General features: G+C 59.4%; 8 protein-coding genes. 5 read left to right on the forward strand and 3 right to left on the reverse strand.

Annotated features, from left to right (window positions below; translation table 11 throughout):
- Window positions 1-15 precede the first annotated feature (15 nt).
- Window positions 16-381: a response regulator gene (locus tag NR164_RS01840; RefSeq protein ID WP_079443878.1), complete on the reverse strand. Its 366-nt coding sequence runs from the start codon at window positions 379-381 to the stop codon at window positions 16-18.
- 147 nt (window positions 382-528) lie between these two features.
- Window positions 529-4,263 carry a hypothetical protein gene (locus NR164_RS01845; protein WP_256822179.1) on the reverse strand — a complete coding sequence of 1,245 codons (3,735 nt, stop codon included), beginning with the start codon at window positions 4,261-4,263 and terminating at the stop codon, window positions 529-531.
- A gap of 167 nt (window positions 4,264-4,430) precedes the next feature.
- On the opposite strand from NR164_RS01845, the gene NR164_RS01850 reads away from it, so the two are divergent.
- The 5 genes from NR164_RS01850 (at window position 4,431) to NR164_RS01870 (ending at window position 10,998) form a co-directional block, all read left to right on the forward strand.
- Window positions 4,431-7,928, forward strand: a complete 3,498-nt coding sequence (locus NR164_RS01850; protein WP_256822180.1) for a response regulator — start codon at window positions 4,431-4,433, stop codon at window positions 7,926-7,928.
- Complete coding sequence (locus NR164_RS01855; protein WP_169884331.1) at window positions 7,929-8,759, forward strand: protein-glutamate O-methyltransferase CheR; 831 nt, start codon at window positions 7,929-7,931, stop codon at window positions 8,757-8,759. It abuts the gene before it with no gap.
- Entirely contained in the window at window positions 8,756-9,355 is a 600-nt protein-coding gene (locus tag NR164_RS01860) for a chemotaxis protein CheB (protein WP_017846272.1), read from the forward strand. Before NR164_RS01855 ends, NR164_RS01860 begins: the two co-directional genes overlap by 4 nt.
- Entirely contained in the window at window positions 9,349-10,542 is a 1,194-nt protein-coding gene (locus tag NR164_RS01865) for a hybrid sensor histidine kinase/response regulator (RefSeq protein WP_046383509.1), read from the forward strand. The genes NR164_RS01860 and NR164_RS01865 overlap by 7 nt, the downstream gene beginning before the upstream one ends.
- Window positions 10,543-10,620: 78 nt before the next feature.
- The gene (locus NR164_RS01870; RefSeq protein WP_017846270.1) at window positions 10,621-10,998 is read left to right on the forward strand and encodes a response regulator; all 378 of its coding nucleotides are present in this window, start codon (window positions 10,621-10,623) and stop codon (window positions 10,996-10,998) included.
- A gap of 50 nt (window positions 10,999-11,048) precedes the next feature.
- Here the strand turns inward: NR164_RS01870 and NR164_RS01875 are convergent, their stop codons facing one another.
- The gene (locus tag NR164_RS01875; protein ID WP_256822181.1) at window positions 11,049-15,812 is read right to left on the reverse strand and encodes a hypothetical protein; all 4,764 of its coding nucleotides are present in this window, start codon (window positions 15,810-15,812) and stop codon (window positions 11,049-11,051) included.
- Window positions 15,813-15,828 lie beyond the last annotated feature (16 nt).

Here is a 15,828-nt window from a genome sequence, read left to right on the forward strand (position 1 = left end):
GACAAAAACGCAACGTCAGGCTGCGTCAAGCATTTGCTTAACCTTATTGCGCAATTGATCGATGGAGAACGGCTTGGCGATCGATTGCATGCCCGGCTGAACCTCGATGCTCTCGGGATAACCACTGGCAAACAGGACCGGCAGTTGCGGGCGCAGGTTACGCGCCTGGGTGGCCAAGTCCCGGCCATTCATATCCGGCAGGCCGACATCGGTCATCATCAGATCAATGACTTTATTTGTGTCCTCTACGAATTCAAGCGCCGATTTGGCGTCTTCAGCCTCCAGCACACCGAACCCCAGCTCTTCGAGTACATCGACGATCAGCATACGCACAATGGAGTCGTCTTCGACTACGAGAATGGTTGAGGTGGGTGCCGACATAGTGAACATTCCTGAAAAAGTGAAGGTGCTGGGCGCGACAGGTCTAAAGGCAATCCACTAGTGAGTAGCGACAAGGCCAGCAAGTTCCGAAAAATTGCTGGCATTGTGAGCTTCGCGCCGGAGAATGTCGCGTCAGGGGCGGAAAAACTACAACGGGACCGACGCGATACGGTGGACCTGTGCGGAATCGCGGTAGAACTGCATGTCACCGGACTCAAAATAACTCACCTGATACTCAGGCGTGCCCGGATTCGTACCGTATGCCCGATGCTGAAACGGGCTGGTGCCGCGGTTCAGGGTACGTTCCAGGCCATTTTTCATGGCCTCGGCCGAGTCAAATTGGGCCATCCCGAAATTCGGATCGAAGTAGAACCAGACGGGTTTGTCGTCACGCACCATGACGCCGGCCAGCAGGGCGTGATCCTTCGTTGCAATCCTCAGGCTCCTTGGCGGGCTCGCATCGGTCAGCTCGGTGGCGATCTGATGATAGGGAATCTGCCTGGGCTGCTTGCCCATATGAAAGGTATCCACGTGTTTGACTGCTTCATGAAACGACCTGAGGGTGCGGATGAACTGCGTCGCCGCAGGGTCCTGTGGATCGGCGGCCGCCTTGAACATATTGCCCAGGTAGGTCGTCTCTTGGCCCGATTGCATGGACAGTGCCAGGGTATTGGCGATACCCGCACATTCGCCTGGTGAAGCCAGATTGACTTGGCTGAGGTAAAACTCCTGGGGCATCGGGGTCAAGGTGCCGCCGACGGCGTGGATATCCCGCTGGAACAGGGTAAAGCCTTCCTGGATCAGTCTGACTTTCTTGCGTTCGATCTGTTTGACCAGCGTGCCGACGTCTTCGGCGCCCAGCCACCCACGGGAGATCAGCATCTGAAGCTCGAGAATCGTCGAGTCTGATGAGAAACCCGGCACCTTGTGCGGGTCACCGTTCGCATAGCCGGCGTTGAAGTCGGAAACCTTCTCGGGGCGTTGCGCGCGTTTTAACTCGTTTTCGAACTCTTTGGGTGCATATTGACCGAGTACGGTCGGCGGGCCCTCCGGCGACTGTATTTCGCCCGCCAGCTTCTTGTAGAGCCAGTCGGTGAAGCTCTGGTTGATCTGCCCCTTCGCCGACACCGTGGTGGGTGCGAAGCCCTGGAGTGGCCCGCCGTAGGCGCGCATTTTTTCCGCGTCGAAGGCATACCATTGGCCATTTTTCAGCACCGCGGCACCGTCGATACTGTGTTCGCCGATCTTCACGGTGCCTGTGGCGACGACGCCATGCTCGTTGCTGGCGGCTTTGAGCAGGTCGTAACGGCCCGACGCGCCACGCAATGCGTTCACACCTTGCGCGCCTTTGGCACCGAGGAACTTGAGCCCGCCACCGGCCAGGCGAGCCCCGCCAACCGCCAGGTCGCCTGCGCCGCTCAGCGGGTTGAATGCGCCGAACGTGGCCATGCCGATGACTTTGGCCGACCGTGCCACCTTGGTCGCCGCCGAAACGGTGGTCCCTGCGATCTTGACCACTTTTCCGGCCGCACCCACACCCGCCGTCACGATGCCGAACGCGTCCAGGCTCAGATCGATCAAGCCTTCAGCAATGTTGCCGTTGCGGAAGTGGTTGATCGCGGAGCGCAAAGGGACCAGGTCCAACAGGAAGTTTTCAATCATGTCGGACCGGTTCCGAATATTGTCGTCGGTGGTGAGGCCACGCGCCTGTTGCTTGATCGCCGGATCATCGAGGTTGATATGTTCAACGAAGGCATCGGCGATCAGTTGGATGCGGGGCGAGGCGAAGGTATCGCTGGGTGAATCGCCAGGCGGTGTCTGCTCTGTGTCAAGCGTGGCTTGACCGGCGCTGGGGGTGAACACCTTTGTTTCGGAGACGATATTCGCCTTCCTTGAAGAGCCAGGCTGTGCCTGCCACTGCGGAATACTGCGGATAGCGCCGGCGTTGAAGTCGATCTCATAGGCCGTGGTCACCCCACCGCGCTCGATCCTTACCAGTAGTTCTTCGCCTTTGGGCAGCTCGGTTTTGTCACTGAACAAACCCAGCCCAAGTTTATGGGCGTGATTTTGATAAAAAGTGACGTTGCCATATTCAAAGTTTTTTCGGTCGTCTGCCGGCAACTGGCTGATCAAGTGCTTGATATACGTGCCGACGGCGTTCTTCTTTTCCTCGATCACCTGCTTGAATTGCGACTCGAACGCCGTGGCCACCCCAAACTCGGGATTGGCGTTCAACGCCCCCACGGGGATACGGCTGTCACGGGAGCCGTAGACCGCGTCGGGTCCAACGTCCATCATCGCGACATCCAGCAGCGAGTGCACGCCCGGCACCTGATTTCTACGCCGGATATCCCCGCCCGGCATATGGGTGACGCGAATCAAGGGTTCTTCGAACAGCGCCTCCTTGTCGGGAAAGCGTTGTTTCAGCTCGGCCAATGCCATCGCTTTACGGGACGGGATGTCTTTGTCGAAGGCCTCTGAGGCGGCCAGCATCACGGACTGGCGTTCGCTGAAGCGAGTCACCAGGTTGTTCAGTTCATCGGACGCGTACAGATGCTCGGCTTTTTTCTCCAGCAGGCCATTGGCCGTGCCCCAATCGATCAAGGCGTTGCGTTGAGCGGTGTTCGTCATGTTCACGTCTGCGCCGCTGGCGTGTTCGGCTTCCAGCATGACTGCGGCGAAGTTCATATTGGCGACCCGGCCGGGTATGTGCGCGTCGACCATCGTCGCGGCGATTGCGAGGTTGACCCAGGCCGGGCTGCCAAAGGTCACGCTGTCGGGAATGTCCTTGACCAGAAATACCGGCGCACGACCCGCCAGCAGCAGCTGAGCGGCTGCGCCAGCCAGTTCTGGGCTGGTTTTACCCTGAGCCACCAGGTGTTGGCGCAGGGCATCGACGATCTGGGCGGCCGACTTGCCCCTGAGTGAGTCGTCGGCCAGGTCGAAGCCGGCCACGTTGTTGCGTTGGGGGGCGGTGATGGACTCTGGGTCCAGCTGCAGTATCACGGCCGCGAGCAGGTAATCGAGGCTGCTGCTATCGGTGGCAATGCCCTGCATCTGTTCCTGAAGCGCGTGGCCCAATGATTGTGCTTCTGGCGAACTGACAAGGGCGTTCAACGTCGCGCCCGGGCTCGTCAGCGCTTCGGCCGCGAGAGGGGTTCGATGCCGCAGGAACTCCAGTACTCCGCCAGTGGTGTGCTTGAGCGGCTGTTTTTGCCCAAGAGGGTCGGTGTAATCCTGGGTGCGGGTGCGCAAGCGTTGTTGCTCATCGGCGCTCAAGGGCACCGGCCAGCTGAGGGCGCCGCCCAGGTTACCCAACGGGTGCGCCTGGGATCGGGCGGCCATGGCGTCCGACAGCCCGGTCAGGGATAAATGGCTATAGGGTGAAAGCAATCCTCCCTGGCGATTGATAAAGCTATCCACGCTGGTGCTGCCGCCGACTTCGCTGTGATAAGCCGAGTCGGGGTGAACGTCCATCGGCGTGGTCTTGAGGGCTGCCTGCACGGTCGGGGTGGAGGCGTCAGGCCCAAGCCGCAGGGCGATTTCGTTGAGTTTGTCGGCGAGTGTTTTAAGGTTGTGATAATGCCCCAGCTTCGCCTTGAGGCTGGCGCTTTGCGCGACGGTGACGCTGGCTGGCGGCTGCACCGTTGGCGCGGGCGAATCGTGGCTGGGGACGGGTGTCAACGTCGGCGGTGTAGCGGCGGGTATTGCGGGTGGCGTGGAGAGCAGCATCAATGAAACGCTGGGGAGGGTTTGCAAGGAAATAGTCATACGAGCACCGTTTTGTTGAACAGAAGGTGAGCGCCTTTCTCGCGGAGTTTCCTTATTCCCAAGACGCTTTAGTCTGTGGAAAGGCTGATCAACCAGGTTCCGGTTCAGCACGGGCGGAGTGTGAGCAACTGAAACTGTGACGGGATATGGGCGGCGTTCAGGGTGCCGTTGCCCGATTGCGCCGTTTCGGGTTGCAGCGGTTCATGGCAGAAAAATAGCGTTCAACCGCAACTTTGGGGCAAACTCCCGGTTTTTCCGCATTTGGCAAAGGCATGCCCATGACTCCCGCGTCGACCGTCGATGAAAAGAGCTTTCGTAAGCTGTTGAGCCGCAACGTCGCACTGCCCCTCGGTGTGGGTGTGCTCAGTGCGGTGTTTTTTGTGTGCCTGATCACTTATTTGTTGTCGGTGATCCAGTGGGTAGAGCACACCGATCGGGTCATCAATAACCTCAACGAAACGTCCAAGCTGACGGTTGACCTGGAAACCGGCATGCGCGGCTTCCTGATCACCGGCGACGAGCATTTCCTCGACCCGTATGAAGTGGCCAAGCCGCGGATCATTGCCGACTTACACAATTTGCAGGAACTGGCGGCGGACAACCCGCAGCAGGTAGATCGCCTCAAGCGCCTGGAAAGCCTGCAACTGGAGTGGAACAACTACGCCCAGTCGATGATTGATATGCAGCGCGAGAACGGCGACTACCGCAGCGCGGTGAAAGCCGGCCGGGGTAAACGCCTGACCGATGAGATTCGCAATGAATACGACGACGCGGTGGCGATGGAGCAACAGTTCCGGATTACCCGCAACGCGGAAGTCACCCGTACCACCCTCATCAGCGTCACCCTGTACTTGGTGTTCGTGCTGGGGCTGAGCGGCTTTCTGGCTTACATTGGTCGTAAAAATTTACTATCACTTTCAGATAGTTACAGTGCTAACTTCGCGTCGCAACAGAAGATCGCACTGCGTCTGGAACAACAAGCTTGGCTGCGCAATGGCCAGACCGAACTGGCCGAACAGGTGCTCGGTCAACTGACCCTGAACATGTTGGGACGCAATATCCTGCAGTTCTTTGCCCAGTACATGGGCTCGGTGGTGGCGGCGCTGTATGTGCGTGAAGAGCACGGCGGCCTCAAGCGCGTGGCCACCTATGGTTTCTCCCGCGAGCAGGAGCAGCAGGAGCAGGCGATCTACAGCGACGAAGGCATCGTAGGGCAGGCCGCCCAGCTCGGTCGCCTGATTCGCCTGGACGACGTGCCGGTGGATTACTTCAAAGTGAGTTCCGGCCTGGGCGAGGGTACGACCCGCAGCGTGCTGGTGGTGCCGACCAGCGATGACGACCGGATCAACGGCGTGATCGAACTGGGTTTCCTGCGCCCGCTGCAGGAGCGCGACATCGAACTGCTGGAACTCATCGCCGGCAATATCGGTACCTCCATCGAAGCCGCCCGCTATCGCCAGCGCTTGCAGGAAGTGCTGGCCGAGACCCAGCAGCTCAACGAAGAGCTGCAAGTGCAGCAGGAAGAGCTCAAGACCGCCAACGAAGAGCTGGAAGAGCAATCGCGCATCCTCAAGGAGTCCCAGGCCCACCTGGAAACGCAACAGGCGGAACTCGAGCAGACCAACGAGCAATTGGCCGAGCAGACCCTTACCCTGGCCGAGCAGCGCGATGCCATGGACCGCAAGAACGTCGAGCTCAACCAGGCTCAGCTTGAGCTGGAAGACCGCGCTGACGAGTTGCAACGCTCGAGCAAGTACAAATCAGAATTCCTCGCCAACATGTCCCACGAACTGCGCACGCCGCTGAACAGCTCGCTGATCCTGGCCAAGTTGCTGGCGGAGAACCCTCAGGAAAACCTCAGCGCCGAGCAAGTCAAGTTTGCCGAGTCGATCTATTCCGCCGGCAATGACCTGCTCAACCTGATCAACGACATCCTCGATATCTCCAAGGTCGAAGCCGGCAAGCTGGAAATGCGCCCGGAAAACTCCAGCGTGGCGCGCCTGGTCGATGGCCTGCGCGGGATGTTCGAGCCGCTGGCGGCTGATCGCAAGCTGGGGTTCCAGGTGCAGGTGCAGGAAGGTACGCCGACCATGCTCTTTACCGATCGCCAGCGCCTGGAGCAGATTCTCAAGAACCTGCTGTCCAACGCGGTCAAGTTCACCGAGCAGGGCCAGGTCAGCCTGTCGGTGTCCCGCGCGCCGGGGGAGGGTGTCGCCTTTACCGTGCGCGATTCCGGGATAGGCATCGCCCCGGACCAGCAGGAGAGCATCTTCGAAGCCTTCCGTCAGGCCGACGGCACCACCAATCGCCGGTATGGCGGCACCGGCCTGGGCTTGTCGATTTCCCGCGACCTGGCCGCGTTGCTCGGCGGCTATATCAGCGTCACCAGCGAACCCGGCCAGGGCAGCACGTTCACCCTGGTCATCCCGGAGCAGTACGTCGAACGCGAGGAAGACGCTGCGCCTGTCGAGCAACCGCGCCAGGTGATTGCCGCCCCGGCGCCCAAGCCCATCGCGGTCTCGCCGCTGCCGGTGGCCGATGCCACACAGATCCCGCGCTTTGCCGACGACCGCGAGAAAGCGCCGTTCGCCACGCGCTGCATCCTGGTGGTGGAAGACGAACCGAACTTCGCGCGCATCCTGTTCGACCTCGCCCATGAGTTGGGCTACCACTGCCTGGTGGCCCATGGCGCGGATGAGGGGTACAGCCTGGCCGAGGAGTACATCCCCGACGCGATCCTGCTCGACATGCGCCTGCCGGACCATTCCGGGCTGACGGTGCTGCAACGCCTCAAGGAACACGCCAATACCCGCCACATCCCGGTGCATGTGATCTCCGTGGAAGACCGCGTCGAAGCCGCCATGCACATGGGCGCCATCGGTTACGCGGTGAAACCCACCACCCGCGAAGAGCTCAAGGATATATTCACGCGCCTGGAAGCCAAGCTGACCCAGAAGGTCAAGCGCGTGCTATTGGTGGAAGACGATGACCTGCAGCGCGAGAGCATTGCCCGCCTGATCGGCGACGATGACATCGAGATCACCGCCGTCGGCTTTGCCCAGGAAGCCCTCGACCTGCTGCGCACGAACATCTACGACTGCATGATCATCGACCTCAAGTTGCCCGACATGCTCGGCAACGAGCTGCTCAAGCGCATGGCCACCGAGGATATCTGCTCGTTCCCGCCAGTGATCGTCTACACCGGGCGCAACCTGACCCGCGACGAAGAGGCCGAGCTGCGCAAGTATTCGCGCTCGATCATCATCAAGGGCGCCCGTTCGCCGGAGCGCCTGCTCGACGAAGTCACACTCTTTTTGCACAAAGTCGAATCGCAGCTGTCCCATGAACGCCAGAAGATGCTCAAGACCGCGCGCAGCCGCGACAAGGTCTTCGAAGGGCGCAAGATCCTGTTGGTGGACGACGATGTGCGCAACATCTTCGCCCTGACCAGCGCCCTGGAGCACAAAGGCGCCGTGGTGGTGATCGGGCGTAACGGCCATGAAGCCATCGCCAGGCTCAATGAAGTCGATGATATCGACCTGGTGCTGATGGACGTGATGATGCCGGAAATGGACGGTTACGAGGCCACCGCCCTGATCCGCCAGGACCCGCGCTGGAAGAAGCTGCCGATCATCGCCGTGACGGCCAAGGCCATGAAGGACGATCAGGAGCGTTGCCTGGCGGCCGGCTCCAACGATTACCTGGCCAAGCCGATTGACCTGGATCGCCTGTTCTCGCTGATTCGCGTCTGGTTACCGAAGATGGAACGTATTTAAGTGGAACGCAGTTTTTTGGAAAAAAGCAGTGATATTGAGCTGCGCCTGCTGATTGAGGCGATCTACCTCAAGTACAGCTATGACTTTCGCGACTACTCCGGTGCGTCGGTCAAACGCCGTGTGGCCCACGCCCTGCGCCAGTTTGAATGCGCGACGATTTCGGCGTTGCAGGAGCGCGTCCTGCACGATCCGGCAGCGTTCATGCAATTGCTGCAGTTTTTGACGATTCCGGTCAGCGAGATGTTTCGCGACCCGTCGCACTTCCTCGCGATCCGCCAGGAAGTGGTGCCGCTGCTCAAGACGTATCCGTCGATCAAGATCTGGATCGCCGGTTGCAGCACCGGGGAGGAGGTGTACTCCATGGCGATCCTGCTGCGCGAAGAAGGGCTGTTGGAACGCACCATCATCTACGCCACCGACATCAACCCGGCATCGCTGGATAAGGCCAAGCAGGGAATTTTTTCCCTGGAGAATGTGCGTGCCTATACCGCCAACTATCAGCAGGCCGGTGGGCAGCGTTCCTTTGCCGATTACTACACGGCGGCTTACGATCATGCGATCTTCGACAAGACGTTGCGCGAGAATGTCACGTTCGCCGATCACAGCTTGGCAACCGACAGTGTGTTCTCAGAAACTCAATTAATTTCATGTCGCAATGTATTGATTTACTTCAATAAAAAATTGCAGGATCGGGCGTTTGGATTGTTTCATGAGTCGCTGTGTCATCGTGGCTTCCTGGTGCTGGGCAGCAAGGAAACCCTGGATTTTTCCGCCTACAACAAGCAATTCGAGCCCTTGGTCAAACAGGAACGGATCTACCGGAAATCATGAACGACGCTGCCGCCAACCCCATGTGTGGGATAGAAGCCATCGTCGTCGGCGCGTCCGCCGGCGGCGTTGAGGCGTTGCTGAGTATTTTTGGCGATCTGCCGCAGGCCTTCGGGCTGCCGATCATTGCCGTGCTGCACCTGCCGGACGAGCGCCGTAGCCAGTTGGCGGAAGTGTTTGCGCGACGTTTGCAGATTCCGGTACGCGAAGGGCAGGACAAGGAAGTGATCCAACCGGGCACCTTGTACTTCGCCAGCCCCGGCTATCATTTGTCGGTGGAGCATGACCGCAGCCTGTCTTTGAGCCAGGAAGACCGGGTACACCATTCCCGGCCCGCCATCGATTACCTGTTCGCCTCGGCCGGCGATGTCTACGGCAAGCGCCTGCTGGCCATACTGCTGACCGGTGCGAACCAGGACGGCGCCCAAGGGCTGGCCCACGTCAAGCAATCGGGCGGTATCACTGTCGTACAGGACCCCGACGAAGCACGGATTGCCGTGATGCCGCGGGCGGCCCTGGCCCTGCACACGCCTGACCATATTCTGACCTTGAGCCGCATTGCCTCATTGCTGGCTTCCCTGGAATCTTCCCCATGTTAAGTACTATCCAGGCCAAACTGCTGATCGTCGATGATCTGCCGGAAAACCTGCTGGCCCTCGAAGCGCTGATCAAGCGCGAGGACCGCCAGGTCTTCAAGGCCTTGAGCGCCGACGAGGCCTTGTCCCTGTTGCTGGAGCACGAGTTCGCCATGGCGATCCTCGATGTGCAGATGCCTGGCATGAACGGTTTCGAGTTGGCCGAGCTGATGCGCGGCACCGAAAAGACCAAGAACATCCCGATCGTATTCGTCAGCGCCGCCGGCCGCGAACTCAACTATGCCTTCAAGGGTTATGAAAGCGGGGCCGTGGACTTCCTGCACAAGCCGCTGGATATCCATGCGGTGAAGAGCAAGGTCAATGTGTTCGTCGACCTGTACCGCCAGAGCAAGGCGATGAAGCAGCAGGTGGAAGCGCTGGAGCGCAGCCGCCGCGAACAGGAGTTGCTGCTGACGCGCCTGCAGGCCACTCAGGCAGAGTTGGAGCAGGCGGTACGCATGCGCGATGACTTCATGTCGATCGTCGCCCACGAAGTCCGCACGCCACTCAACGGGCTGATTCTCGAAACCCAACTGCGCAAGATGCACCTGGCCCGGGACAACGCCGCCGCGTTCACCCTGGAGAAGATGCGCGCCATGGTCGACCGCGATGAGCGGCAGATCCAGAGCCTGATCCGGCTGATCGAAGACATGCTCGACGTGTCGCGCATCCGCACCGGCAAACTGTCGATTCGTCCGGCGCGCTTCGACCTCACGCAACTGGTGCGCAACCTGCTGGAAAACTTCGCGCCGCAAGTGGCCGCCGCCGAGTCGTCCATGCAACTGGAGGCGGAAGGTCCGGTGGAGGGCAGCTGGGATGAATTCCGCATCGAGCAAGTGGTGTCCAACCTGCTGACCAACGCCTTGCGCTATGGGGCCAAGAGCCCGGTGGGCGTGCGGGTGTACAGCGAACACGGCGAAGCACGGCTGGAGGTGCGGGACCACGGGATCGGCATCAGCGCCGACAATCAGAAGCGCATTTTCCAGCAGTTCGAGCGCGTGTCCGCCAGCCATGTGGCCGCCGGTCTGGGCCTCGGGCTGTTTATTTCCGAACAGATCGTCGCGGCCCATGGCGGTACCATCGAGGTGGAGAGCCAGATAGGCGAGGGCGCCCTGTTCCGGGTGTGCCTGCCCCTGGACGCGTCGGCGTGAAAACAATCGTCACTTCGACGCAACCTCTGCGTGACTGCATGGTCGTAAGTGCAGCAATTGACCGGACAAAGGCTTCCCATGAGTGAAGATGCACAAGATGTCGTTCTGATCGTCGAGGACGACGAATCGATTATGTTTGTCCTGGATGAATACCTCAAAGGCCTGGGCTATCGGGTATTGAAGGCGATCAATGGGGAGCAGGCTTTTGAAATCCTCGCCAGTAAACCGCACCTGGACCTCATGGTGACGGACTATCGCCTGCCTGGCGGCGTCACCGGCGTGCAGATCGCCGAGCCGGCGGTGAAGTTGCGCCCGGAGCTGAAGGTGATTTTTATCAGTGGCTACCCGCAGGAAATTCGTGACTGCGACAGCCCGATCACACGCAAGGCGCCGATCCTGGCCAAGCCGTTTGACCTGGATACGCTGCAAGAACATATCCTGCGGTTGTTGGCGTGACACCTGCATGTGTCAGTCCAACAACCGCTGATGCCCCTGGCCGGTCAGGATTACCAGGCAAGCACCTCGTCCTTTGCATGTGAATCAAGTACCCGTGCTGGGTTGGTTCCCTCGAAGAGTTCAAACGATCCATCGGGTTTTATGTCAATACGGTTGGCCGTTGCGATCGTAGTGGACGCCGGGTATTTGTTTGCGATGTTGAACAGCACTTGTTCACCGGCGTCACCTTGTTTCAGAGCGATGCCTAATCCCGGAATGGTCCGGACATAATCGCCGCCCACATAAATCACTTTGCTTGTCTGGTCTAACGATCCCTCCAGTTGTTTCAGCACGCGCTGTTGTTCTGTCGTCGGCACGCCGCCTTGGAAGTGCATTAATGTTCGTTTCTGGTAGACACCCTCTTTCAAGTCGGTAAGCACCGCCAGGGCCGTACAATCACTGATGCCACGGGTGCTGATGATTGCGGTCGGGTCAGTGACGGTGACGTCCTTGTAATCCGACATAGCGATGTGGTGGGTCGGGGCGGGGGGCTTCAGGTGAGTAACCGTCGTCGGGATGGATTCTTCATAAAGCCGTTTGACCGGTCTGTCATGAAGACTCGCGGTGCTTATCCACGACTCGTGATGGTCGCTGATCTTGAATTCAAGTTTTTTGGGGTCATTGCTATAAGTTTTGTATTGGACCGGCAGCTTCTTGTCATTGAATATTTTTTCGAGACCACGCCTCATCATGGCCTCGCTTGAAAACTCGGCCACCCCAACATTCGGGTCGTAAAAAAAGAACTTCTTACCGTCGCCATCCGGCACGGACCCGGCCACCATCGCATGGCCGGGAGAGTCGATCATCACGGTCTTGCCCCCAGGCGCATTGGCCAGTTCCGTAATCATGTCCTGATACGTTACCTGGCGCTGTGGGTTACCGGCGTGAAACATGGTCGGTATACTGATGCTTTTTTGCACATCGTCTAATGTGCGAGCAAATACTCGCGACCCCTCAGCCCGCGGATTGGCGGCGGCAACGTACAGGTTGTCAATAAATACGCGTTCTTTTCCTTGCGCCTTGGCCGATGCGAACGTACGCGAGAGAGCGGCGCACTGCCCATCGGAAAGGCGGTTGACCTGGCTAAGGTAGAAGGTCTGAGGTACGGGGGTGAACGTTCCTCCGACGGCATTTACGTGGGCGTTGAAATGCTGTGTGCCGTTGAGCCCGTGCTGGACAGCCAGCCTTTCCTGCTGGCGGACCAAGGTGCCCACCTCTTTTGCTGTTTTGTCCGGGCGTAGCGCCAGTTTCATCACGTCTTCTGATTTCATGCCCTTGGCATAGCCTTTAATCAGTTCCGGCGCGCCGTCCTCATAGCCACTCTTAAACGCTGCGCTGGGCGTCACCCCATCGCCCTGGTAACGATCCAATAGCTTTCCCCAGTCTTTTCGAATTTGAATCGACTCCGGCGAGAGCGCGTGCTGCGTGTTTTGCCACGCATGAAGCTCCTGAGTACCGCCTCGTATTGACGGCTGGAAATCGTCCAGTGCTTTGCCAAACGGGCGTCGGGTCGTCGTATCAAAGGCATACCATTTACCGTCCTGAAGAACCGCGGCACCTTGCAAGGTCTCGCCGGACGTCTTGAAGGTACCCATCGCTGCTGCGTCGTATTGTTTGCTCGCGGCGACCAAGTCGTAGCCAGTGTGGGTGCCGCGTAGGTGCCGGATGTCTTGAATCGTGTCGGTGATGACGCGTTTACCGACGCTTGCCACGCCGCGACCGGTAGCGCGCAGTAAATCCGCCGCGCCGTCCAACGGATTAACCAGGCTGATCGCGCTCAACCCCAGGGTCTTTCCTATATGCAAGGCCTTGCTACCGGCAGACAGGGTCTTGGTTGCAACGTTAGCCAGTTTCCCTACGGTGGAGGCTCCAACGGTCATGATGCCAAACAGGTCGAGTGATAAGTCGATGATCCCTTCGCCGAGGTTGCCCTCCGTAAAATGCTTGATGGCTGACCGTAATGGGATCAGGTTAAGAAGCAACTCATTTAACTTTTTGTAAAAGGGTACCTCGGACTCAACCGTCGTCACCCCTCGAGCCTCGGCCTCCAGCGCGCCCCATACGCTGCTGACCTTGGCCACCGTGGCACCGATGGCCGCGCTCCGGGGGCTGGCGAAACTGTTCAACGGCCCGGCGGTGTCGGTGTTTTCTTGTAGCAGCTGTTGCCGTACCAGCGGGGAACCTTCATCGGGAATGGACAGTGTGACGGGGACCATGTCGGTATACGGCGTGTTGTTATCGCGCGGTTTTCCGTCTTCTATATGAGCCCCAGGCTGATAACCGGGCTGGAAATCGCCGAGGTCCCCGCGTTTGGTGAGCGTGTTCTTCTGGACATTCAGTTCATAGGTATGGGCAATCCCGTCGCGCATCACTTTCAATAGCACAGGGTTGCCGTCGGCAGCGGGGACCCGGACGATACCGCTGAGCTGATGTTCGCCCTTGAACTCCTTGAAGATCGAAAGGCTTCCGTATTCGATATTCTGCCGGTCCTCCAGCGGCAACTGGGCGATCAGGTGCTTGACCTGCGTGGCGACGCTGCTGTCGAGGGCGCGACCAAACTGTTGGAACTCACTGACGAATTCCCTGCTGATATTTTTCAGGTTTTGCGTCTTGCTCAAGACCTCCTCGAGGGTGAAGTTGGGCGTGTTGGCAGCAGAGCGTCCGGGGCCCCTGCGCGGTGGTGTGTAAGGCTCGATCACCCATTGATTGGGGTGTGACGCATTGTTGTGCCTGGCCGGGTGGTAGGGCACATTGGGCGGGTTGTGCAGCATGTTCTCCATGTACAAGTCCAATATCGAATAGGGCCCGGGTCGATCTTTATCGTAAGTGTCCAGTACGATGCACTTCAGTTCCAGGCGCGCGTCATCGCCCAAAACTTCGCGCAGTTCGGCCAGGGCCATCTCCTTGCGAGACGCCGGCGCGGGCGTGCGCTGTGCTTCGGAAGCTGTTCGCAGTTCGCCGACCTGTTGGTTAAAGGCGTCGGCGATGGTTTGCATATCTGCGGGCGACGTCACACTCGTGACGATGCTGTTGGTCAGGCCCCATTCCTTGAGCGCGTCATGCTGGGCGACATATTCGATCTGACGCTGAGCCTGGGACACCGGGGCGATATCCGCGTACAACATGACCTCGCCGTAACTCATGGTGGATGCCCGGCCCGGCGTCTCGGCTTCTATGCGCGCCACCGCCGTACTGAAGCTGACGTGGGCGGGGGAGCCGTGAGTGACCGTGGCGGGGATATCCTTGACCAGCAACTCTGGCGCCTTGGAGGCCAGTTTCAGGTTGGCCTGGATATTGGCTTTTTCCGGTGACGAAGCCTCTTTCGTGACGTAGTACAAATGGTCGGCCACACGCTGGGCCGTCTCTGATAAAGGTTTGCCTTTAAGCTGCTGGCCGGCCAGGTCAAAGCCTGAAATGTGCTTCTGGGGCAAGGTTGCCTGGGTGAATGCATCGGTGTAATTCAGGTTCAAGGCCGCCATTAACCAGTCATTGACGCTGCCTTTGACCGACAGTGTGTTGAACTTGGCCTGGATGGCCGCCCCCAGCGCCTGGCCCTTGGGCGACTGGATGATGCGGTCGAGCAGTTGCCGTGGGTTGCGAAGCTCGTGGGCTTCGACTGCTACACCTGGCATCAACGCTTCCAACACATTGCGGTTGCTCCCCAGGTTCAGGTCACCCACATTGCCGTGCTGCAAGAACGCCAACAGTTGGCGCTGGGTGTCCGTGTCAATCGGCTGCGGCCAGGACAGGGCACCGCCGTAGTTACCATGGACGGGGCTTCGCGGTGTGGGGGTGAGGAGGAATAGCCTGAGGTTCTCCACTTCCTGTGCGGTGCCGGGTTTTTCAAAGCCGTGGTATTCAAGAAAATCAGCCAGGCTAGCCACGCCTCCTTGCTGCACGTCTCGGTCCCGTTCGTATGAGGAGTGGGGGTTCAATTCGAAGGTGGTTTCACGCAGATACGCGGGGACCTGCGACAGCTGAAGGCTGCCTGAGGCAAGCACTGTCCCCAGATGCTTCAACAACACAGTCGCTTGGTGCCGGTTGTTGATGTTCCCCAGCAGCGTCTGCTGCTGCTCGAGTGCGTCCTCGCTGCGGGTTTCCTGGAGCCCAGGGAATACAGCGGGGTCAAGCGGGGCAAAGGTTTTATCGCGCTCCAGCTCGGCGGCGCGTTGCTGGAGTTCGGAAGGGGCGATTCGCGTCGGCTCTTTGTAGAACTGCCCAACCAGCCAGGCCGGCGCACGGTTGGCGCTCTCGGACGACGGAAGGGGAAACGGCCTGTTCCTGTCGGAGATGACCCCTCCGATATTCATTAACGGTTCTCGCACCGCCGACCAGCGCTTGTCCTCGCTCGCACGCAACTGTAAGGGCGCATTGAGCGAAACATCTGGGGTTACACGGTAGGTGACTTGACCACTTTGCGGCAGGATTTTGATCGAGTCGGGCAGGGCTCTGACCGTGAGCCGCCAGTCGAGGAACTCCGGCGACCGAGCGGCATTGCCTAGTAACTTCCACCACTGGCCAAATGTTGAATTCGGCGGAATATCCACCATGATCGCGTTGTCGTGGGCGGGAACGCCGCTGAAGCCCTGCAATGCCTTGCCGTAGTTCTGCGCCAACGCACTGTCGCCCCTGGCCCGGGGGGAATCGCCAGGGGCAGATAGGTGGGGGCTTTCGCGGTCAGGCTCTACAGCTACCTGTTCGACTGGCTCCAGCGTGTCGCTGGCAATGGAAGAATGCGGGGGAAAAGCGTGGGCAAGGCTGTTGGAAATCGTCATGGGTGGCGGCTCTATC

The sequence above is a fragment of the Pseudomonas sp. Pse79 genome, assembly GCF_024519615.1.
GTDB lineage: Bacteria > Pseudomonadota > Gammaproteobacteria > Pseudomonadales > Pseudomonadaceae > Aquipseudomonas > Aquipseudomonas veronii.

Excerpts from the sequence above, each read along its gene's own strand:
- NR164_RS01860 (WP_017846272.1), top strand. The coding sequence starts at position 8,756 with ATGAACGACGCTGCCGCCAACCCCATGTGTGGGATAGAAGCCATCGTC.
- NR164_RS01865 (WP_046383509.1), top strand. The coding sequence starts at position 9,349 with ATGTTAAGTACTATCCAGGCCAAACTGCTGATCGTCGATGATCTGCCG.
- NR164_RS01850 (WP_256822180.1), top strand. The coding sequence starts at position 4,431 with ATGACTCCCGCGTCGACCGTCGATGAAAAGAGCTTTCGTAAGCTGTTG.
- NR164_RS01840 (WP_079443878.1), bottom strand. The coding sequence starts at position 381 with ATGTCGGCACCCACCTCAACCATTCTCGTAGTCGAAGACGACTCCATT.
- NR164_RS01875 (WP_256822181.1), bottom strand. The coding sequence starts at position 15,812 with ATGACGATTTCCAACAGCCTTGCCCACGCTTTTCCCCCGCATTCTTCC.
- NR164_RS01870 (WP_017846270.1), top strand. The coding sequence starts at position 10,621 with ATGAGTGAAGATGCACAAGATGTCGTTCTGATCGTCGAGGACGACGAA.